Genomic DNA, 19,198 nt, shown 5'->3' with positions numbered 1-19,198 from the left:
CGTCGAAATCCGGCCATACGGAGAGAGGTCACGGCATACGGGCGTCACGGCGTACGGACGGGCGTCACGGTGTACGGACCACCAGCGCCGTCGCGATCGCCGCCAGGCCCTCGCCGCGGCCCGTGAAGCCCAGCCCGTCGGAGGTCGCCGCCGAGACCGACACGGGCGCGCCGACCGCCGCGGACAGGACCTTCTGCGCCTCGTCCCTGCGCTTGCCGATCTTCGGCCGGAGTCCGACGACCTGGACGGCGACGTTCCCGATCGTGAAGCCCTCGGCGCGGACGATCCTGGCGGCCTCCGTGAGGAGCGTCACGCCGGGCGCGCCGGACCACTCGGGGCGCCCGGTGCCGAAGTGCGCGCCGAGGTCGCCGAGGCCCGCCGCGGAGAACAGCGCGTTGCAGGCGGCGTGGGCGACGACGTCCGCGTCGGAGTGGCCGGCGAGCCCCGGCCCCTCGTTCTCCCACAGCAGGCCCGCGCACCACAGGGGCCGGCCCTCCTCGAAGGCGTGGATGTCGGTCCCGATGCCGACCTGGGGCAGCACGGCAATCGGTGGGACAGGCGGCGGTACGGGCGCCGGTACCGGGGGCGGTACGGGCAGCGGTACGTCAGAAGCCATCGTTGGCCCTCCTCCGGGCGAGAACCGCCTCGGCCAGGACCAGGTCCAGCGGCCTGGTCACCTTGAACGCCTCCTCGTGGCCCGGTACGACCACGACGGGTGTGCCGAGCCGCTCGACCATACCGGCGCAGTCCGTCGCGCCCTCGCCCACCGCCGCCACCGTGCGGTGCGCGCGCTCCAGCGTGGCGCGGTCGAAGCCCTGCGGGGTCTGTACGGCGCGCAGGGTGGCCCGCTCGGGCGTGGCGACGACCGGCTCCGGCTCGCCCTTCTCGCGGGGCTCGACCTGCTTGACGGTGTCCGCGAGGGGCAGCGCGGGCACGACGGCCGGCGCGCCGTCCCGTACGGCCTCGACGACGGCGTCCACGGTGTCGACGGGCACCAGCGGGCGGGCCGCGTCGTGGACGAGGACGGTCGTGATGCCCGGGGGCAGGGCGTCGAGGCCCCGCCGTACGGACTCCTGGCGGGTCTCGCCGCCCGGCACCACGAGGTAGTCGGTGCGGGCGGGCAGCGCGTGCTCGTCCAGGAGGTGCTTGACCCCGGCGGCGCCGTCCGGCGGGGCGACCACGACCACGAGCGAGACCGCGCGGGAGGCGGCCATCGCGCGGACGGCGTGGATCAGGATGGGCGTGCCGCCCAGCGTGCGGAGCGCCTTGGGGGCGCCCGGGCCTAGCCGCACGCCCTTGCCGGCCGCGGGGATCACCGCGGCGGTGCGGTGGGGGCTGGCTTCGTCTGACATCGGTTGCACTCCGGCAGGTTTGTGTCCTCGGCCGACATGGGTATGGCCAGAGCGTGCCGGGCGCGACGCCTTGACCGGCCCCTTCCGTGACACGGTCGAGGCAGGCCGCACCCGGTGCGTGGGTGCTGGAGCCGTGTGCCAGGACAGGCGCAGGTGTACGGGGGATGATTACCGGGTGTCGGACGGGGTGCGGGTGTACGGACATGCCGCAGCGCCCGGCGACGCAGCTTCTCCATCAGAGCTGGTCAGCGGGCACCACGGCATTCAGTGCTGTCGAGCTGGTTGCGGCTGAGCACGTTGTGGTGGAACAGGTGCCGCAACTTCAGGACGCGAGGACCTCGTCGAGCAGGGCCTCGGCCTTGTCTTCATTCGTGTTCTCCGCGAGAGCGAGTTCGCTCACGAGAATCTGCCGCGCCTTGGCGAGCATGCGCTTCTCACCTGCGGAGAGTCCGCGCTCGCGCTCCCGGCGCCACAGGTCGCGAACGACCTCGGCGACCTTGATCACATCACCGGAGGCGAGCTTCTCGAGATTTGCCTTGTAGCGACGGGACCAGTTCGTGGGCTCTTCCGCGTACGGCGCTCTGAGCACCTCGAAGACCCGGTCCAGTCCTTCCTGACCGACCACGTCACGCACGCCGACGAACTCCGCATTGTCCGCCGGGACACGTACCGTCAAGTCGCCCTGGGCGACCTTGAGCACCAAGTAGGTCTTGTCCACGCCTTTGATCTGGCGAGTTTCGATGGCCTCGATCAGCGCGGCCCCGTGATGGGGATAGACCACGGTGTCGCCTACCTTGAACGTCATGTGACAGGTACCCCTTCCGTGGCTATCCAGGATAACACGAGAATGGCTCCTTCTGAATGGCGTTTTCGCAGGTCAGGGCGCATCTCGGGGCTTGACAACAGCGCCAGGGACGTGCTGCGGACGGCTTCCGGAACCGGGTATTCGCAGGTCGGAGCGGCTGCGCGGGCGCGCGGAAACGCGCCCGTTACCCACCGCGCGACACCCTCAGACGGGTACTAACGTCCCGATTTGCCTGATTCAGGACGGTGAACTTCCGGTACTCCGTTCGGCTGTCGATCACCTGTGCGGCGGATTCTGAATTTGATCACCACGACTCCGCGGCGGTATTCCGGAGAATGTGCGACGGCCCGGCCGGAATTGATCACCCGCGTTATGTGAACGGCACGCGAAACCACGTGATCAGCGGCGGGAACGGAGCGTCATGGACACGCTGATCGAATACGGGCGGGCGGGGCCCTCTCCCGTACCGGTGCGCCCAGGGGGCGGGTCGGGTGCGGGCCGGTGTCGACGCCTCGGTAACCTAAGCGCGCTGATACACCTTGAGCCGTCCTCAGCCCCTCCGTCCCAACACGTCCTAGGAGTTGCCGCCGCCGTGAGCCGCAGCCTTCGACGCGGCACGTTCGCCGCTTCCGCCCTCGTGTTGTCGCTTGCCTCGCTCACCGCGTGCGGCGCGGGCAACAACGCCCAGACGCTCCAAGTCAAGCCGGACAGCGCCGCCACCTCCATCGGCGACATCACCATCCAGGCCGCCACACTGGTCACCCAGCCCGAGTCCGACGCGAAGGGCCCGGCGGTCGTCACCGGCACGCTCTTCAACAACGGCCGCAGCGCGCAGACCCTCGACTCCATCACGCTGCCGGGCACCGGCGCGACGGTGAAGATCACCCCCGCCAAGGGCAAGGGCCCGGTCACCGTGCCGCCCAACGGCGGTTCCGTACGGCTCGGTGGCGAGGGCAACGCCTCCGCGGTGATCGAGGACGGCCGCGAGGCCGCGCAGGACGGGAACGCCCAGCAGGTCGTCTTCTCGTTCAGCGAGACCGGTGACGTGGGCCTGCGCGCCTTCGTCGTCCCCGCGAAGAGCTTCTTCGAGGGCGTCGGCCCGAGCGCGCAGCCGTCCACGACCCCGTCGGCGTCCGCCTCGGAGTCACCGGCCGGCGACGCGTCCGGATCCCCGTCCGGTTCGCCGTCGGGCTCCCCCTCGGAGTCCGGTCAGCCGGGGTCGGACCAGTCCGGTTCCGGGCAGCCCGAGTCCGGGCAGCCGTCGGACTCGGCCTCCGCGTCGAACTCGGCCGGCTGAGAGCTCGGCCGGCCGAGGACGCACCTCCCCGCGCGCACAGCTGTGGCGCCCCACCCGAGGCCGGGTGGGGCGCCACAGTGCGCGTTCGCCGTCGGCTGGGCCTCGCGGCCCGGGCCGGTCTACGGCTCGAACTTGTAGCCGAGACCTCGTACCGTCACCAGGTATCTGGGAGCACCCGGGTCCGGCTCGATCTTGGCCCGCAGGCGCTTGACGTGCACGTCGAGGGTCTTGGTGTCCCCCACGTAGTCCGCCCCCCAGACGCGGTCGATCAGCTGCATCCGGGTCAGGACCCGGCCCGCGTTGCGCAGGAGCATCTCCAGCAGGTCGAACTCCTTGAGCGGGAGGTCCACCTTGCCGCCGGAGACCGTGACGACGTGGCGGTCCACGTCCATCCGGACCGGGCCGGCCTCCAGGGCCGCCGGCGTGACCTCCTCCGGCTCGCCCCTGCGGCGCAGCACCGCGCGGATGCGGGCCACCAGCTCCCGCGAGGAGAAGGGCTTGGTCACGTAGTCGTCGGCCCCTATTTCCAGGCCGACGACCTTGTCGATCTCGCTGTCCTTGGCGGTGACCATGATCACCGGGACGTTGGACCTGCCGCGCAGCTGGCGGCAGACCTCGGTGCCCGGCAGGCCGGGCAGCATCAGGTCGAGGAGGACGAGGTCGGCGCCGTTGCGTTCGAACTCGTCGAGCCCCGCGGGCCCGGTGGTCGCGATCGCGACCTCGAAGCCTTCCTTGCGGAGCATGTAGGAAAGAGCGTCGCTGAAGGATTCCTCATCCTCGACGACGAGCACTCGGGTCACGGAAGGACCTCCGGGGCAGGAATCACAGTGGGTGGTTCGAGGGCGAGACTGGAGTCGGTGTCGGTGTCGTAAGGGGCCTGGTCGTCTTCGTCCGTGGCGCTTCTTCTCTGGTCCCGTACGGTGCCCGCCTCGGGCAGCCTCAGGGTGAAGGTGGAGCCCTGACCCTCCGAGCTCCAGACCGTGACCTCCCCGCCGTGCGAGGCGGCCACGTGTTTGACGATGGCGAGGCCGAGCCCCGTACCACCGGTGGCGCGGGAGCGTGCCGGGTCGACGCGGTAGAACCGCTCGAAGACCCGCTCGCGGTCCTTCTCGGAGATGCCTATGCCCTGGTCGGTCACGGCTATCTCGATCAGGTCCCCGCCGGGAGCGCTCACCCTCTGCGCGGCGATGCCGACGCGGGTGCGGGCCGGGGAGTAGTTGACGGCGTTCTCGACGAGATTGCCCAGGGCCGCGGCGAGCTGGCCGCGATTGCCCCATACGTGCAGATCGACAGTACCGCCTGCGGCCATCGTGATCTGCTTCGTGGACGCCGCGTGCCGGGACCGGTCGATGGCCTCGGCGACGAGTTCGTCCACCCGTACCGGCTCGGCGTCCTCCAGCGGGTCGTCGTTCTGCACCCGGGAGAGGTCGATGAGTTCCTGTACGAGATTGGTGAGCCGGGTCGCCTCGATCTGCATCCGCCCGGCGAAGCGGGTGACCGCCTCGGGGTCGTCCGAGGCGTCCATGACAGCCTCGGAGAGCAGGGAGAGCGCGCCCGTCGGGGTCTTCAGCTCGTGGCTGACGTTGGCGACGAAGTCGCGCCGTACCGCTTCGATACGGCGGGCCTCCGTGAGGTCCTCGACCAGGAGCAGCACCAGCCGGGAGCCGAGCGGGGCCACCCGGGCGGAGACCGCGAGGGCCTCGCCCCGGCCCGTACCGCGCCGGGGCAGGTCCAGCTCGACCTGCCTTATCTCGCCGTCCCTGCGGGTGTCCCTGGCCATGTGCAGCATGGGCTCGACGGCCAGCTTGCCGCCCCTGACCAGCCCCAGCGCGTACGCCGCCGAGCTGGCCTTGACCACGGAGTCGCTCTCGTCGAGGACCACCGCGGAGGAGCGGAGCACGGACAGGACCGTGTCGACCCCGGGGGGCAGGACGGCGTCCGTGTGCAGGGAGGTGCGGGTGGGTCTGGCCTGGTCGCGTTCGCTCCAGCGAAACGCCAGCATGGCGATCACGCCGGTGCACACCCCGGCGATCGCTGCCAATGCGGCGACCGCCGCGTTCACGTCCATGCCTCCCAGGTTATGCGGGGGTACGGACACTCTCCCAGCGTCCGAGGTGTCTCCTCGAACACTCGTCGCCCAGAGTTCACCGAGGGGATAGTGCCGGTTCACTTGGGAGGGAGGCGCCCGACGCGTAACGGACAGAACGTGGGAACGTGGGCCCCGGCCCCGGCCCCCGGCGAGACGTGCGAGAGCACGTACGTACCCAGAGCACGTACAAGAGAGGGACTACCCCATGCGGGACGCGTACCACGAGGAACTGGACTCGATAGGCGAAGACCTCGTCGAGATGGCCCGGCTGGTCGGTTCCGCCATCGGGCGGGCCACCACGGCCATGCTGGACGCCGATCTGCGGCTCGCCGAGAGCGTGATCGCCGCGGACGAGAAGGTCGACACGCTCCAGCACGAGCTGGAGGCCAGGGCGATCGCCCTGCTCGCGCGGCAGCAGCCGGTCGCGACGGACCTGCGCATCGTGGTGACCTCGCTGCGCATGAGCGCCGACCTGGAGCGGGCGGGCGACCTGGCCCAGCACGTCGCCAAGCAGGCGCGCCTCCGTTTCCCGCAGTCGCCGGTGCCGCACGACCTGCACACGACGCTGCTGGAGATGGGGCAGCTGGCGCAGCGCCTGATGGCGAAGGCCGCCGAGGTCATCATCACGAAGGACGTCGAGCTGGCCCTGGAGCTGGAGCAGGACGACGACGAGATGGACCTGCTGCACCGCACGCTGTTCCAGCACCTGATGGACGACCGCTGGAAGCACGGCATCGAGACGGCGGTGGACGTGACACTGCTGGGCCGGTACTACGAGCGGTTCGCGGACCACGCGGTGTCGGTGGCGAAGCGGGTCGTCTACCTGGTGACGGGTGAGCACGCGGACGAGATCCAGACGGCGGAGGCGCCGGTGGAGGGCGCGTAGCTCTCCTCCGGGTGTGCGGGTGGCGCGCTCCCGGGCGGGGCAGGGCGTGCGGGAGGCTCGAACGGCGTTGCGCGTATGCGCCGTTGATGCGCCCGCCCGGGTGGGCATGCAATGGGAAGAGGCGGCATCCAGCACGCCTTTGAGGAGGATCCCATGGCCGATTCCCCCACCACCGACCCGCGGCAGGAAGCGCCACCGGTCCCCAAGGCCCCTCACGAGGGGGTCGTGCACCTGCCGCTGCTCGGCGCGTGCGGCTGCGGCTCGGGCTGCGGCTGCGGCTGTCAGCAGGGCGCGCCGTGCCAGTGCGGCGGCTGAGGCAGGCTTTCTAGTCCGTTCGTTCGCAAGTCCGTTCGTTTTTCCGGGGGCCGTATCACCTCGTCGGGGTGGTACGGCCCTTCGGTCGTCAGGGCGCTTCGGTCGTCATGGCCCTTCGGTCGTCAGGGGCAGCGCCATCAGCAGCCGGTCCCCGCCGGGGCCGAAGTAGTCGTCGCGGTGGCCGACGGGGGCGAAGCCCAGGGCCGCGTACAGCTTGATCGCCCGGGTGTTGGCGGGCTCGACGGTGAGCCAGACCTCGCCGACGCCCTCCGCGCGCAGCCGGCGCAGCGCCTCGCCCATCAGCCACCGGCCGAGGCCGAGGCCCTGCCACCGCTGGTGTATGGCCAGGCCCAGCACCCAACTGCGGGTCTTGTCGGGCCTGGTGCCCGCGAGGACGTAGCCGTGGAAGGCCGTGCCGTCGTCCAGGACGAACAGCTCGTCGCGGTAGAGGTCGTAGAACTGCCGCAGTACGAAGTACGGGTAGGCCTGGTCCTTGAAGATCTCCTTGTCCAGGCGGTGCAGTTCGGGCAGGTCCTCCTCCATGACCGCTCTCAGCCGCAGGGGCCGCCCGTCGGGGCCGGCGACGCGCGTCGCGCCGGGGACGGTTCGGGGAAGACCGGGCACGGTACGGGGCAGTGAGGTCATGCCGCTCCCTCGGGAGGTGGTCAACGCGACAGGGGCTCGGGGCAGGCGCTCGTACGGGTGAGGACCGGTGGCGGGACCGGTCCAGCATCACCCGCCCGATCTGGCCGTTCAAGGCAGGATCAGGACCGAAATGGACGCATGCCGCAGCGCGCCCCTCATGCGCCCTCATTGACGCGGCGTCACCCCGAGGGCCCCCCAACAGGGGACACGGGGGGAGCGGGGGCCCTACCATTGGACAATGGATCCGAGGTCACCCGGCATCACGGACGGGAAATCACCAGAGGCTGCGCGGGAAGTCCGGCAGGAAGCCGCTCAGGAGCTGAATGCCGAGGCCTCCTGGGACTTGTTCGACTCCGCCGCCTATGTTGATCACAATTATCGCTTTCTCCGGTCCGACGACGCGCAGATCCTGCACCTCGTCCGTGATCACTTCAGCGATTTCTTCCGTTCCTTCCCCGAGAAGGCGGACGGTCCCGTCCTCGGGATCGACGTCGGCGCCGGCGCCAACCTCTACCCCGCCCTCGCGATGCTCCCGTGGTGCGACAGCATCACCCTCTTCGAGCGCTCCGCCGCCAACATCGCGTATCTGGAAGGCCAGCGGCCGCACTACGACACGCATTGGGACGAGTTCTGGGACGTGCTGCGCGAGCGGGACGCGTACCGCGACCTGTCGGAGCGGGACGACCCGCGGGTCGTGTTCCGCAAGACCGCCGAGGTGGCGCAGGGCGACCTCTTCTCGCTCGACGGGTTCCGGGGCCGGTGGTCCATGGGGACGATGTTCTTCGTCGCCGAGTCGATGTCGACGTCCCACGAGGAGTTCGAGACCGGCGTGGAGCGCTTCCTGCGCGCCCTGGCGCCGGGCGCGCCCTTCGCGGCGGCCTTCATGGAGGGCTCGCAGGGGTACAAGGTGGGCGAGCGGTTCTTCCCGGCGTGCAGTGTCACCGGTACGGAGATCGGGGCGGCGCTCGCCCCGTACGCGGAGGGGGACGTCACCGTCACTCCCATCGGGATGCCGGGAGGCGCGTTGCGGCCCGGGTACGAGGGAATGATCGTGGCCTGCGGCCGCCGTAATTCCGTTCAGTGAATTCCGGGGCGCACGGGGGATGCGGGAGGGATACGGAATGCAGATCAAGCCACGCCAGCATCTGCTGGATATCTGGCAGGCAATTGCGCGCCACTCGTTCGAGGACGGTGAATGGGAGTGGGGTGAATGGGGCGGCAGAAGCAGTGTCGCCGACGCCGAGCGGCTGCTCTGCCTCATGTATCCGGCCACCGAGATCCCGGCCTTCCGGCTGGACGACCCGGACACGACGGAACGGGACGTCCAGACCGCGCTGAAGAACGTCGGCGGGCGCCTGGAGATCCCCGGCAAGCTCGTCACGCTCCTCGCCGAGTTCATGCGCACCCACGCGGCGGACGACAAGAGGCCCAGTTTCTCCGGCGGTTACTACTTCATCTCCGGCGACCCCGAGCGGGACCTCACGCCGGAGCAGCGCGAACTGGGCGTCGTGGACGCCTTCTCGATGTCGATCACGCTCTCCCTCGCCACCCTCGGCTTCCTCAAGGTCTACGAGACCCGCACGCGCCGCGCCGAAGTGCGCGCCCTGATCGACGAGTTGAAGGCCGCCACCGAGGTCAGGCTCACCGCCGCGATGGTCAGCCTGCTGCGCTCGTTCACCGTCAACGTCTTCGACCCCGAGGAGCCCCAGGGCCGGACGCTCGGCAAGCTCCTCGGCCAGGGCCAGGTCTCGGAGCGGGTGGTCCTCCAGCAGTTCCAGCGCCGCTTCAAGGCGCTGCGCGCCACCGTCAGCGAGAGCTTCACCCTCGGTGTCGACGTCGCCGACCGCCTCAAGGACGACAACCAGCTCTTCGAGATCGGCTGGGCCTGGAGCCTGGTCAAGGACGCCCCGCCGGTCGAGACCGTCGAGCCGATCGGCCCGCAGCCGGACGGGGTCGCGGATCCCATCCCGTACCTCTACTTCACTGTGGTCGCCCTCGACGGCATCCAGGACCTGTTCTCCGACCGCACCCTCACCCTCGGCCTGCTCAACACCGAACAACAGCGGCTGGCCGAGGCGTTGCGACTGCGCTGGGAGGTCACCCAGCAGTACTGGTCGGGCATCGCCCGCTTCGGCGAGGGCAGTTGGCCGCTGGAGGACATCCCCTGGCGGACGACGGGGCAGCGCCTGGAGTCCGAGTACTTCTCGCTCTCCGTCGCCGCCATCCTCGTCCAGGACCTGGTGCGCCGCCGTGCCACGGACGACGACCTCACCCGTACCGTCGGCATCATGGAGCGCCTCGCCGAACGGGGCCGTATCACCAGCCGCATGACCCAGAACGACTCCGCCATCGGGCTGCACCAGCCCGGCGTGCGGCTGCCGCTCCAGGGGAGCCAGCGCATCGGGCCGCCCATGGAGTGGACGATGGGCGACTTCTCGGCGCAGTTGCTCAAGCGCAGCATCCAACTCTGCGCGCTGTCCCGGAACATATCGGCCCACGACCGGCTGCTCCGCCTCGCCGAGCGGATCTTCGACCATGTCTGGACCCGCCGGATCAGGACCGGCGAGGGCGCCGGCCTCTGGGACCACATCCAGGCCGTGTACCCCGAAGCGCCGCCCTACGAGGCGCCGTTGTCGTGGAACATCACCGAGCGTGTCACCGAGTGCATGGTCGCCGCGCGCCAGCTCTACACCCAGCCGCCGATCCGCAGCTCCGAACTCGCCACCCTCGCCGCCGCCTTACTCAGCGAGGCCACCCACCTCCTCGGCAACGAGCAACTGGAACCCACCTCGCTCGCCGACGGCTCCCACGGCATCGCGCTCAAGAGCGTCGAGGTCAAACTGCGCCGCGCCCGGCTCATCCTCGACGACCAGCCCGGCACGGCCGTCGCGCTGACCCTGGACGTGCTCGGGGAACTGGACACCCTGGCCCTGGCCAGACATACCGCCTCCCGGGGAGTGTGAACGGTGCTCGTCTTCGCCGCCTCCGACAAGGGAGGCACCGGCCGCTCCGTCACCAGCGCCAACGTCGCCTACCGCAAGGCGCTCGCCGGGGACGACGTCTGCTACCTGGACTTCGACTTCGGCTCCCCCACCGCCGCCGCCGTCTTCGACGTGCCGGGGGCGCTGCGCGGCATCGAGCGGGGCGGACTGCACTCGTACCTCCAGGGCAAGGCCGCCGAGCCGGTACGGATCGACGTGTGGGCCGACACCGAGCACGAGGTGCTGCGCCAACGGCCCACCGGGTCGGGCGCTCTCGTGCTGCTGCCGGGTGACCGCAGCGGCGGCGAGTTCGCCGTCGGGAAGGACGCGACAAACCGGTGCGTGGACCTCTTCCTGCGGCTCAACAGTGAGTTCGACCTGATCGTGGTCGACCTGAGCGCGGGCCGCAGCTACGCGACGGACATGGTCCTCGACGCCACCTCCCGGCCGGAGTTGAGCCAGGTCGACGCCCGCTGGCTCGTCTACCACCGCTGGACGCGACAGCACGTGATCGCCGCCGCCGGGCTGGTGTTCGGTACGCGCGGGATCGTGGCCGGCGGCGTGGCGCGCGGGCACGACGAGGAGCGGCTGCGGGGCAACATCCGGTTCGTACGGGCCGCCGTGCCGGACCCCGAGTCGGCGCTCTGGTCGCAGGTGCCGCCGGCCCAGTCGGCGTGGATGCGCAAGTGCGACCAGGACCTCAACAAGCTGGCGGCGGAGCTGGACATCGGGTTCAGCCGGGTGCTGGGGGCGGTGCCGCTGGAGCCGGTGCTCCAGTGGCGGGAGCAGCTGATCACCGACGAGGACGTGCTCGCGAGCCGGGTCGCCAACATGGAGACGCGGCAGGCGCTGGAGGACCTGGCGGCGCGGCTGACCGACGACGACGCGTGGGGGCAGACGTGACGACGGGGGCGGGGGCCGGTGTGGCGGGGACGGGTGTGGCGGGGGCGGGCTCGGCGGAGGCCGGTGCGGGGGGCGCGGTCTTCCGGGAGACCGCCGCGGAGCCCCGTACCCAATCCGTACCGCTCGCCCATGTCTCCCTGGAACTGGGCCACTTGTACATGGAGGACTTCGAAGCCGGCCCCGAGCGGCTGCGCGAGCACTTCGCGCGGGTACGGCCCTGGGCCGACGCCGTCCGCGCGTCCGCCGCAGTCGGCGGGCGGCGCCCCCGGATCAGCACGTGCTTCCTCATCGACGACTACTTCACCCGCTTCTCCTCCCCCGCCGAACTGATCCCGATCCTCCTCGCCGAGGCCGCCGGCGCCGGGCTGACGATCGACTACCTGGCCCGCGAGTCGGGCTGCGCCGTCGCGGACGGGATCGCGGTCGCCGAGGGCGTCGCGCGGCGCCTCGTCGAATCACCGCCGGCCGGCAGCGACGGCTCCCGGCCGCCCGCCGGGGAGAGCGGCTGGCTCGCCAACGGCGAACGCGGCCCGGACACCGGGACGCCGGAGGCCATGGCGCAGGCCCCCGCCTGGGCCCCGCCCACCGAGACCGCCGCCCGGCGCCACTCCGTCTTCGTGGACGTCGAGATGTGGGACGACGGCGACGACGGGCGCACCTGGTCGTGCCCGTTCCTCGCCGCCGTCTGGCAGTTGGCGCGGCTCGGGCTGCTGCGGCACCACGGCGAGTCGGTGCTGCCGCCCCGGGCCTGGTCCGAGGGCGGGGCGTTCCCGCGCCGGTGGGACGACCTGCCGCCGCTCGTCCGGCTCAACGCGTCGGCGGCGCCCTTCTCCGCGTACCGCACCGCCTCCGTCCTGCCGTCGCGGTTCCTGTCCGTCGAGCACGCGGTGCGGGTCATCCTCGACCAGGTCGACGCGGACCGGGGCGCGCTGCGGCAGGTCGCGGAGCGGTCGGCGCGCGAGGGGCTGGCGGTCCCGGACGAGATCGCCGACCGGGCGTCGTACGTGTTCTACGCGGGGCCGTGAGATGGCGGCCTCCGGGCGGGACCCCGGCGTGGCGGCCCCGGGCGACACCGCGGACGGGTGGGCGGTGATGTGCGGGGAGGTACGGACCGCGCTCCTCCAGCACGCCCAGTCGCTGCCCGCCGGCGCCGCCGCCGACCTGCTGCGGCTGCGCGGCGACGAACGGGTCCTGGTCTCCGAACGCCCCAACCCCTACGCCCAGTCGGCCGACTTGCTCACCGGGGTGGACTGCCGGCTGCCCACCTCCTCCGGCGCCAGGGTCAGAGCCGTCGGGACGGTCTCCGCCCGCGCCGTCCTCACCGGGGGCCGCGTCCTCCAGGCCGGCGCGGTCTTCCGTACCCCCGCCGCCGGACCCGACCAACGGCAGCCGTGGGGAAACTACTTGGCCCGCCCGGGTGTCCTCGTACCGTTCGGGAAGCTCGCCGCCCGGCCCGTCGCCGAGGGATTGCTGACCGGGGCCCGGCAGCCCGGCGAACTGGATCTCGGCGCGATCTCGGAACGGTTGCTCGGCAGGCTCCTCAGGCATCAACTGCTCGACCAACGGGCACCCTTCAAGTCCCGGCGCACTCGGCTGCGTTGGGTCGCACTACCGGCCCCCGACGGTGAGGGCCCTTCGATCGAACGCTTCACCCTGGCCGAGGACGGGCTGCGCACCGTGGAGTTGCGGCTGCCGGCGGGTACGGGACCCGCCGCCGCCACGCGTCTCTGCGAGGACCTGGCCCTGCACGACTGGCTGCTCACGACTCTCGTACGGATGGTCGAGCGCAGCCGGCTCGGGTCGGTCGACGGACGCGACGCGGTCATGGCACTGCGTCCGGCCGTCGACCACCTGCTGCACCTGTGGATCCCGAGAGCGCGTGCGGACCGGACGCTGGGCCCGCTGTGGGAGGTGTTGGAACAAGAACCAGGCTTCACCCGGCAGTGGCAGACCCTGGTCCAGCGGATCAGGGACCAACTGGCCCTACAGGCCGTTTCCTTGCGGCACGACCCCGCCCTGACCACCCTCCATCGAGGCTGAGGGCCGGACGGCGCGCCGCACGATCCCATCGGGGGGACTCGCACACATGGTCGGACAGACGGACGGATCGCCGGGACGGCAGGGCTCGGGAGGCGCACCCGCGCCGGGGGCGGGGGCACGGCCGGGGCCGGGGCCCGGGCCGCTGGGCATCCCGCCGTTCCTGCTGAAGACGCTGATCACGGCGTTCATCGGCGGGACGGCGTACCTGCTCACGAACATCACCGACCAGCCGGAGGTGTGGAAGCTGACCGCTTCCATCTTCCTGGGCGGCGCGTCGCTGATCATCCAGTACATGATCGACTTCGAGCGGCGGCTGGGCGGCGTGGAGAGCACGCTCACCGAGCACAACGCCGAGATGACGCGGCTGGTCGCGCGCGGCTTCGCCCGGATAAACGAGGTCACCGAGCTCTTCGGCCTGGTGGACCGCTCGGCCCTGCCCCCGGACGGCGTGACGCGCCTGGTTCGGAGCGCGACCCAGGTCGGGTCGAGCGCGCCGGCGATCATGCAGGCGTTCGCGCGGGAGGAGATCAGCCGGCTGACGACGCTGATGGAGAACCTCAACCAGAAGCTGGTGGACTACGAGGGCGAGGACCACGACTGGATCGTGAGCCTCACGCACTGCGCGGCCCTGACGATCGACGCGACCAGCACGTCGGTGGACCGCGACTTCTGGCCGAGCGAACTGGGCCAGCGCTACCTGCGGGCGCAGCGGGACGCGGTGAAGGAACGCCAGGTGCGCATCCGCCGCCTGTTCCTGGTGGAGACCCCGGAGCAGAACACCCACGAACTCCAGCAGTTCTGCGACAACCAGCAGAGCCTGGGCATCGAGGCCCGCGTCCTGGCCCTGTCGGAACTCTCCCCGATCGCCCGCATGGACGAGACGAACGACTTCATCGTCTTCGACGAGTCCCTGTCGTACGAGATCGGCTTCGACCTCCGCGGCGTCAACACCAAAACCATCATGGACCTGCGCGCGGACAGAGTAGCGAAGCGAGTCCAACGCTTCCGGGCCCTGTGGGAGGCAGGCGAATAGCGACGGGACGGCCCGGGAAGGACGCGCCCGGAGACCCGCGTCTTCCGCACACACCGCCCCGAAGGGAGCGACCGACGGGCAGGATGTCCCCATGACAAAGCTGCCCGTACGGTCGTCCCGCACCGGCTCCTCCTCGGGCTCGGTGCTCTCGTTGTGGTCCAAGGACTCCGTCCTGTCGATCGGCTCGGTGGGCTCGGTCCTGTCGATCGGTTCCGTAGGGTCGGCCCTGTCGATCGGCTCGATCGGCAGCGCCCTGTCGGCGGGCTCGATCGGCTCGTCCCTGTCCCTGATCTCCGCCGGCTCCTGGCTGAGCACAGGCTCCGTCCTCTCCGCCCAGTCCCGCTGGTCGGTCCTCTCCTGGCGCTCCTCGCACAGCTACCTGGCGGCGGGGGCAGCGGCCGGGGCAGCGGCCGGATGCGCCCTGCTGGTGGCCCAGACGCTGAACAAGTCCAGGACCGGCGCCGAATAACCTTGAGCGGGTCGATTCGGGGAGGGAGTCCGTGGACCACTCGACGGACGGCGTCATCAATCTGATCCACCTGGCCGACAGCCCCGGCACCAGCGGACACAGTGTCTCCGTGCGCGTCCTGGGTCGCAGTCAGCCCGGGATTCTGACCGGCCACGACCTCCTTGACGGCGAGATCGCCATCACGACGGAATCCGTCACCAGCACCTTCCCGGTGACCCTCCTCCCCGGGGACCTGGAGGACTGGGAGGACGCCTTGGCGACCTTGAAGTCCGGCCGGTCCGCCACGTGGCTCACATCGAGGCGGACACCTTCCATGAAGTTCAAAGCCGAACGAGAGCGGCGGTCTTGGGGTGTCCGTACATGACGGCCCGTCGTCGGGGCCACTCTCACCACCGAAGTGGACCACGGAACAGCGCAACCTACTCGCCCGAGTCTGTCGTCGAGACATCACCCGGCGCGTACCAGCAGCGACGGGCCGGTGCGGCATCTTCGGCCACCAGCATGAGGTAACAAGCAGCGAACAGTTCGCTACGAGGGCGCCGGCTGTCCACGTCGAGACCTGCCAACCTTCCCAGGTTGGGGCACCAACCAAAGGGGATACGGAAGCTCGGCCCTGTGGGCAGTCTCCCGAGACAAGGCTCCTACGCCGTGATCGCACCAGCAACAGAAAGATCTTTTCCCCTCGGCTTGCCCGCCGGTACACAGCGTGTAAATGAGGCGACTGGTCAGGGCGCATCGTCCAGGATGGCTCCGTGAGCAAAGATCTGGTGGCCTTCCTCCGTGTACGACTGGAACGAGTAGGTCAACCTTGCCCGGACACCGCGGCGAGGGGTGAACAACTCGCGACCGCACCGCAACTTCCCCAGCTCGCACTCGGTGCGAGGCCAGCCCGAGCGACAAGTGCTCGCTCGTAGCATGCTCTCTCCTGCCATGAGTGCCCCCGGATGCCGCAGGACACCGAGATGACGAAAGATACGACGGCGAAGCCTTGCCATGTGCCGACCTACCAGCCCTAATGGCATCTTGCACCAATCTGCTTACCAAGCCTACCCACAGATAAAGATCATTTACGGGGCGCCCTTGGCCCAGTTCTGAGAAAGCGTCATCAACCCCAACCGCGTCGACTACGGTGATAGGCATGCAGAGTTCAGAGCTGTCCGTCCAGGGGCAGAACCTCCACCAGCTATACAACCAGTACTACAGGAATAAGCTCCTTGTAGACCGCCGCTATCAGCGAAAGCTTGTATGGACCCGCGACGAAAAAGAGAAGCTTATCGACTCCGCCGTCAACAAGCTACCGATCCCACTTATCCTTCTAGCTCAGAGAAGGAAGGGAGGCGCAGAAATCCTCGAGCTGATCGATGGACTTCAGCGCCTGGAAGCATTCTTCTCCTTCATGGAGAACAAGTATCCCTATGAAGGCGCATACTTCGATTTGGCCACGACAGGCGACACCTTGGCCAAGCTCCACTCAGGAGAGCTCACCCAAAAGACCCCCGTAATGTCGCGCGAGACATCCTTGGAGATTGCCAACTATCAAATTCCCGTATCAACCTATCGCGATGCGGCAACCTCGTCGATCGACGAAGTATTCCGACGAATCAATAGCGGCGGAAGGCGCTTGAGCCTGCATGAGATCCGACAGGCAGGTGTAACTGGGCCACTGTCTGACGTAGTACGACGCACTAGCGCCACCATCCGAGGCGACGGGACTTTCGCAGAGGCTCTCACCCTCAGCGAGATGGAAAAGCTCTCAATCTCGCGAAAAGATCTCGAATACGGACTAGACCTCGACCGAATCTTCTGGACACGCCACAACATCATCGGGGCAGACGATATTCGCTCGTCCGGTGACGAGGAAATGGTTCTGGACCTGGTTCTCGATGCCGTTCTCAGCCCCTGGCCCACCAGCGGGTGGCAAAATCGAGATGTGGCATACGGCTTGCCACGCAAAATCAAATCAGCTTCCCCGGATGAAGTTAATGCTGCCATTACTGCTATCGGCATTGAAAACCTTCAGCAACGCATCGTGGCAGTAATCGAACTACTGGATGAAGCCATGCGTGACTGCGGTCCGCTTGGACGTCACATGGTTCATCTGGAGACCTACGAAAAGGGCACACGCCGACAGTTTCAGGCTGTCTTCTCTATTGTCTATGAACTCATCTTTCTAGATGAGATGCAACCGCTCTCAACTGAAGCTGTTCGTAACGTCTTGGACAACTTCTGGGGGCGCGATCTCGCCATTCCAACCGGTGGAAGCGCTTGGGGTAAGGACGAAAAGGCCAAGCTCTACCCGCAAGTGAAGCGTCGCATCAAGAAGGCTTTCTTCAAGCGCGAACCCAAAAGCATCGCCAAACAGCTCAATGCGCGGCTACTCATCGAAAGTTACTTGCAGGGCCCAGTCAACGAGGATCCTCTCGTCGAGCTCAAGCAAGGATTCTGCCTACTCGGACCCACCGATCGAGAATGAAGACCTGTTCGACGAAGTAATGCAGACTGCAGTCGGCATGGCAAACTGGAGTCGCGATACAACCGGTCTTATTCTGATCGGGGTCGCAGACAAGCCTTCGGCGGCACATCGATCGACTGAACTCTTCGGCGTGACTCCGGTCGAAATTCATGGGCAGCATGTGGTGGGTACCGAAGAGCAGGTTTCTCACCTGGGTTACACCATCGACTCCTGGTGGCTCAAATGGCAGGAAAAGATTAAGTCTGCCCCAGTTGACTCAGACTTCTCGGCCGATCTCGTGCACAGCTTTAGCCCACTAGTCTGCGACGGAAAAGTCCTCTGGATTTTGAAGCCTCGATCACTCGGCAAGCCCATCTCATACAAGAACAGGTTCTTCGTGAGAGTCGGCGCTTCAACGCACGAAATGGAAACTGACGATTTCCTCTCCCACATCTCTCGGAACTTCTGACTCAAATCAGATGTTCAGGGCGCCAGTTTCGGGCCCCACCAAAGAAAGACTCTCGGTGTCTCCGTTTGACGCGATCGACTTCAAGCCGGACAGGCTCAGTTGATCCAAAAAATTAAGTCGGGCCACAAGACGGCCAAATCCAATCAACCCAACGGCTGCAATCTGCGAGGCTTTCTTACTGCTGGGCGAGATGAAGAGCACTTCGTAGCGCCGGCAAGCACCTAAGTGCAAATTGTTAGCTGCAGCACCAAACCCCTTCGCCACTCGGCGCCGAAGCTAACGCATCTACGCCCGCCAATGCCATGCAGCCCGGAATCGCTCGCAATGCTGCGGTTGTAGCAGCCTTCGCAACGACTGGATCGAACCCTCCCGTATCTGACGGCTTACAGACGGTCCAGATGCAACAACAAGCCCCCTACCGGCGGAGAACTCGCGGGTAGGGGGCTGGGGCTTTTTGTGACTGGTTACTTCTTCTTGCCCTGGTTCTTTACTGCTTCGATCGCTGCCGCTGCCGCGTCCGCGTCGAGGTACGTGCCGCCCGGGGTGAGTGGGTGGAAGTCGGCGTCCAGGTCGTAGACCAGGGGGATGCCCGTGGGGATGTTCAGGCCGGCGATGTCCGCGTCGGAGATGCCGTCCAGGTGCTTGACCAGGCCGCGGAGGCTGTTGCCGTGGGCGGCGACCAGGACCGTGCGGCCCGTGAGGAGGTCGGGGACGATGCCGTCGTACCAGTACGGGAGCATGCGCTCCACCACGTCCTTGAGGCACTCCGTGCGCGGGCGGAGCTCGCTCGGGATCGTCGCGTAGCGCGGGTCGGCGCTCTGCGAGAACTCCGTGCCGTCCTCGAGGGCCGGCGGCGGGGTGTCGTACGAACGGCGCCAGAGCATGAACTGCTCCTCGCCGAACTCGGCGAGCGTCTGCGCCTTGTCCTTGCCCTGGAGCGCGCCGTAGTGCCGCTCGTTCAGGCGCCAGGAGCGCTGTACGGGGATCCAGGAGCGGTCCGCCGACTCCAGCGCGAGCTGGGCGGTGCGGATGGCGCGCTTCTGGAGGGAGGTGTGCAGTACGTCGGGCAGCAGGCCGGCGTCCTTGAGCAGCTCACCGCCGCGCACCGCCTCCTTCTCGCCCTTCTCCGTGAGGTTGACGTCCACCCAGCCGGTGAACAGGTTCTTGGCGTTCCATTCGCTCTCGCCGTGGCGGAGGAGGATCAGTTTGTACGGTGCGTCGGCCATGCCTCAGAGCCTAATGGCAGGGCCCGATCGGCCGCCTGGAGGGGCGTCCGGAGCGGTGGTCGGAGCGGTGGTCGGAGACGTTTCGGTTCGAGTGCCGCCAGGAGCTGCCGGGTATTGGGTGGCGTTCCTCCGCCGGGCCTCGGTAAGTTGCCTGGAGGCGATGAGCCGCTTACCTGGTGGGGGGCCGGTCGCGCTCGTACCTCCCGTACCACCTGCCTCTTCGCCGCCCCTGGGGG

General features: G+C 68.5%; 20 protein-coding genes. 13 read left to right on the top strand and 7 right to left on the bottom strand.

The window, feature by feature from the left end:
- Nucleotides 1-64: 64 nt before the first annotated feature.
- The 3 genes from ispF to HA039_RS19060 form a co-directional block, all read right to left on the bottom strand.
- A complete protein-coding gene (gene ispF / locus HA039_RS19070) occupies nucleotides 65-616 on the bottom strand; it encodes a 2-C-methyl-D-erythritol 2,4-cyclodiphosphate synthase (RefSeq protein WP_243869562.1) in 552 nt (183 codons plus the stop codon).
- The gene (gene ispD, locus HA039_RS19065; protein WP_167031290.1) at nucleotides 606-1,352 is read right to left on the bottom strand and encodes a 2-C-methyl-D-erythritol 4-phosphate cytidylyltransferase; all 747 of its coding nucleotides are present in this window, start codon (nucleotides 1,350-1,352) and stop codon (nucleotides 606-608) included. Before ispD ends, ispF begins: the two co-directional genes overlap by 11 nt.
- A gap of 322 nt (nucleotides 1,353-1,674) precedes the next feature.
- Nucleotides 1,675-2,157, bottom strand: a complete 483-nt coding sequence (locus HA039_RS19060) for a CarD family transcriptional regulator (protein WP_006380568.1) — start codon at nucleotides 2,155-2,157, stop codon at nucleotides 1,675-1,677.
- A gap of 592 nt (nucleotides 2,158-2,749) precedes the next feature.
- Here HA039_RS19060 and HA039_RS19050 point away from each other — a divergent pair.
- Nucleotides 2,750-3,454, top strand: a complete 705-nt coding sequence (locus HA039_RS19050) for a DUF461 domain-containing protein (RefSeq protein ID WP_167031287.1) — start codon at nucleotides 2,750-2,752, stop codon at nucleotides 3,452-3,454.
- Nucleotides 3,455-3,573: 119 nt separating this feature from the next.
- Here the strand turns inward: HA039_RS19050 and phoP are convergent, their stop codons facing one another.
- Both phoP and phoR read right to left on the bottom strand, forming a co-directional pair.
- Entirely contained in the window at nucleotides 3,574-4,245 is a 672-nt protein-coding gene (gene phoP, locus HA039_RS19045; protein WP_468029676.1) for a two-component system response regulator PhoP, read from the bottom strand.
- Between the two features lie 5 nt (nucleotides 4,246-4,250).
- A complete protein-coding gene (gene phoR, locus HA039_RS19040) occupies nucleotides 4,251-5,522 on the bottom strand; it encodes a two-component system sensor histidine kinase PhoR (protein ID WP_167031284.1) in 1,272 nt (423 codons plus the stop codon).
- A gap of 226 nt (nucleotides 5,523-5,748) precedes the next feature.
- Here phoR and phoU point away from each other — a divergent pair, with 226 nt between their 5' ends.
- Both phoU and HA039_RS19030 read left to right on the top strand, forming a co-directional pair.
- Nucleotides 5,749-6,429, top strand: a complete 681-nt coding sequence (gene phoU, locus HA039_RS19035) for a phosphate signaling complex protein PhoU (protein WP_167031281.1) — start codon at nucleotides 5,749-5,751, stop codon at nucleotides 6,427-6,429.
- A gap of 153 nt (nucleotides 6,430-6,582) precedes the next feature.
- Entirely contained in the window at nucleotides 6,583-6,744 is a 162-nt protein-coding gene (locus HA039_RS19030) for a hypothetical protein (RefSeq protein WP_167031278.1), read from the top strand.
- Nucleotides 6,745-6,849: 105 nt separating this feature from the next.
- Here the strand turns inward: HA039_RS19030 and HA039_RS19025 are convergent, their stop codons facing one another.
- Nucleotides 6,850-7,389 (bottom strand): GNAT family N-acetyltransferase, encoded by a 540-nt coding sequence (locus HA039_RS19025; protein ID WP_167031276.1) that lies wholly within the window; start codon nucleotides 7,387-7,389, stop codon nucleotides 6,850-6,852.
- 238 nt (nucleotides 7,390-7,627) lie between these two features.
- On the opposite strand from HA039_RS19025, the gene HA039_RS19020 reads away from it, so the two are divergent.
- The 10 genes from HA039_RS19020 (at nucleotide 7,628) to HA039_RS18975 (ending at nucleotide 17,736) form a co-directional block, all read left to right on the top strand.
- Nucleotides 7,628-8,473 (top strand): SCO2525 family SAM-dependent methyltransferase, encoded by an 846-nt coding sequence (locus HA039_RS19020; RefSeq protein ID WP_167031272.1) that lies wholly within the window; start codon nucleotides 7,628-7,630, stop codon nucleotides 8,471-8,473.
- A 37-nt stretch (nucleotides 8,474-8,510) separates the two neighbouring features.
- Nucleotides 8,511-10,352, top strand: a complete 1,842-nt coding sequence (locus tag HA039_RS19015) for an SCO2524 family protein (RefSeq protein ID WP_167031269.1) — start codon at nucleotides 8,511-8,513, stop codon at nucleotides 10,350-10,352.
- 3 nt (nucleotides 10,353-10,355) lie between these two features.
- Complete coding sequence (locus HA039_RS19010; protein WP_167031266.1) at nucleotides 10,356-11,273, top strand: SCO2523 family variant P-loop protein; 918 nt, start codon at nucleotides 10,356-10,358, stop codon at nucleotides 11,271-11,273.
- A 35-nt stretch (nucleotides 11,274-11,308) separates the two neighbouring features.
- Nucleotides 11,309-12,298: an SCO2522 family protein gene (locus tag HA039_RS19005; RefSeq protein ID WP_167037107.1), complete on the top strand. Its 990-nt coding sequence runs from the start codon at nucleotides 11,309-11,311 to the stop codon at nucleotides 12,296-12,298.
- 1 nt (nucleotide 12,299) lies between these two features.
- Nucleotides 12,300-13,313, top strand: a complete 1,014-nt coding sequence (locus tag HA039_RS19000; protein ID WP_425086362.1) for an SCO2521 family protein — start codon at nucleotides 12,300-12,302, stop codon at nucleotides 13,311-13,313.
- A gap of 46 nt (nucleotides 13,314-13,359) precedes the next feature.
- Nucleotides 13,360-14,346: a DUF6879 family protein gene (locus HA039_RS18995; RefSeq protein ID WP_167031263.1), complete on the top strand. Its 987-nt coding sequence runs from the start codon at nucleotides 13,360-13,362 to the stop codon at nucleotides 14,344-14,346.
- A gap of 91 nt (nucleotides 14,347-14,437) precedes the next feature.
- Nucleotides 14,438-14,815, top strand: coding sequence for a hypothetical protein (locus tag HA039_RS18990; RefSeq protein ID WP_167031260.1), 378 nt, complete (start codon nucleotides 14,438-14,440; stop codon nucleotides 14,813-14,815).
- Between the two features lie 31 nt (nucleotides 14,816-14,846).
- Nucleotides 14,847-15,179, top strand: a complete 333-nt coding sequence (locus tag HA039_RS18985) for a DUF5959 family protein (protein WP_167031257.1) — start codon at nucleotides 14,847-14,849, stop codon at nucleotides 15,177-15,179.
- A gap of 774 nt (nucleotides 15,180-15,953) precedes the next feature.
- Entirely contained in the window at nucleotides 15,954-17,288 is a 1,335-nt protein-coding gene (locus HA039_RS18980; RefSeq protein ID WP_167031254.1) for a DUF262 domain-containing protein, read from the top strand.
- A gap of 37 nt (nucleotides 17,289-17,325) precedes the next feature.
- Complete coding sequence (locus tag HA039_RS18975) at nucleotides 17,326-17,736, top strand: AlbA family DNA-binding domain-containing protein (protein ID WP_167031251.1); 411 nt, start codon at nucleotides 17,326-17,328, stop codon at nucleotides 17,734-17,736.
- A gap of 464 nt (nucleotides 17,737-18,200) precedes the next feature.
- Here the strand turns inward: HA039_RS18975 and HA039_RS18970 are convergent, their stop codons facing one another.
- Nucleotides 18,201-18,962: a phosphoglyceromutase gene (locus HA039_RS18970; RefSeq protein ID WP_167031248.1), complete on the bottom strand. Its 762-nt coding sequence runs from the start codon at nucleotides 18,960-18,962 to the stop codon at nucleotides 18,201-18,203.
- Nucleotides 18,963-19,198: the final 236 nt, after the last annotated feature.

It is taken from the genome of Streptomyces liangshanensis (assembly GCF_011694815.1).
Lineage (GTDB): Bacteria > Actinomycetota > Actinomycetes > Streptomycetales > Streptomycetaceae > Streptomyces > Streptomyces liangshanensis.
Note: the sequence above shows the minus strand (reverse complement) of the source record. Positions and strands in the feature narration are given on the sequence as shown.

Bases quoted from the DNA above. Each gene is read 5' to 3' on its own strand.
- HA039_RS19060 (WP_006380568.1), bottom strand. From the start codon at position 2,157: ATGACGTTCAAGGTAGGCGACACCGTGGTCTATCCCCATCACGGGGCC.
- phoR (WP_167031284.1), bottom strand. From the start codon at position 5,522: ATGGACGTGAACGCGGCGGTCGCCGCATTGGCAGCGATCGCCGGGGTG.
- ispF (WP_243869562.1), bottom strand. From the start codon at position 616: ATGGCTTCTGACGTACCGCTGCCCGTACCGCCCCCGGTACCGGCGCCC.
- HA039_RS19000 (WP_425086362.1), top strand. From the start codon at position 12,300: ATGGCGGCCTCCGGGCGGGACCCCGGCGTGGCGGCCCCGGGCGACACC.
- ispD (WP_167031290.1), bottom strand. From the start codon at position 1,352: ATGTCAGACGAAGCCAGCCCCCACCGCACCGCCGCGGTGATCCCCGCG.
- HA039_RS19025 (WP_167031276.1), bottom strand. From the start codon at position 7,389: ATGACCTCACTGCCCCGTACCGTGCCCGGTCTTCCCCGAACCGTCCCC.
- phoU (WP_167031281.1), top strand. From the start codon at position 5,749: ATGCGGGACGCGTACCACGAGGAACTGGACTCGATAGGCGAAGACCTC.
- HA039_RS18980 (WP_167031254.1), top strand. From the start codon at position 15,954: ATGCAGAGTTCAGAGCTGTCCGTCCAGGGGCAGAACCTCCACCAGCTA.
- HA039_RS19015 (WP_167031269.1), top strand. From the start codon at position 8,511: ATGCAGATCAAGCCACGCCAGCATCTGCTGGATATCTGGCAGGCAATT.
- HA039_RS18975 (WP_167031251.1), top strand. From the start codon at position 17,326: ATGGCAAACTGGAGTCGCGATACAACCGGTCTTATTCTGATCGGGGTC.
- HA039_RS19020 (WP_167031272.1), top strand. From the start codon at position 7,628: ATGGATCCGAGGTCACCCGGCATCACGGACGGGAAATCACCAGAGGCT.
- HA039_RS19030 (WP_167031278.1), top strand. From the start codon at position 6,583: ATGGCCGATTCCCCCACCACCGACCCGCGGCAGGAAGCGCCACCGGTC.
- HA039_RS18990 (WP_167031260.1), top strand. From the start codon at position 14,438: ATGACAAAGCTGCCCGTACGGTCGTCCCGCACCGGCTCCTCCTCGGGC.
- HA039_RS18970 (WP_167031248.1), bottom strand. From the start codon at position 18,962: ATGGCCGACGCACCGTACAAACTGATCCTCCTCCGCCACGGCGAGAGC.
- HA039_RS18995 (WP_167031263.1), top strand. From the start codon at position 13,360: ATGGTCGGACAGACGGACGGATCGCCGGGACGGCAGGGCTCGGGAGGC.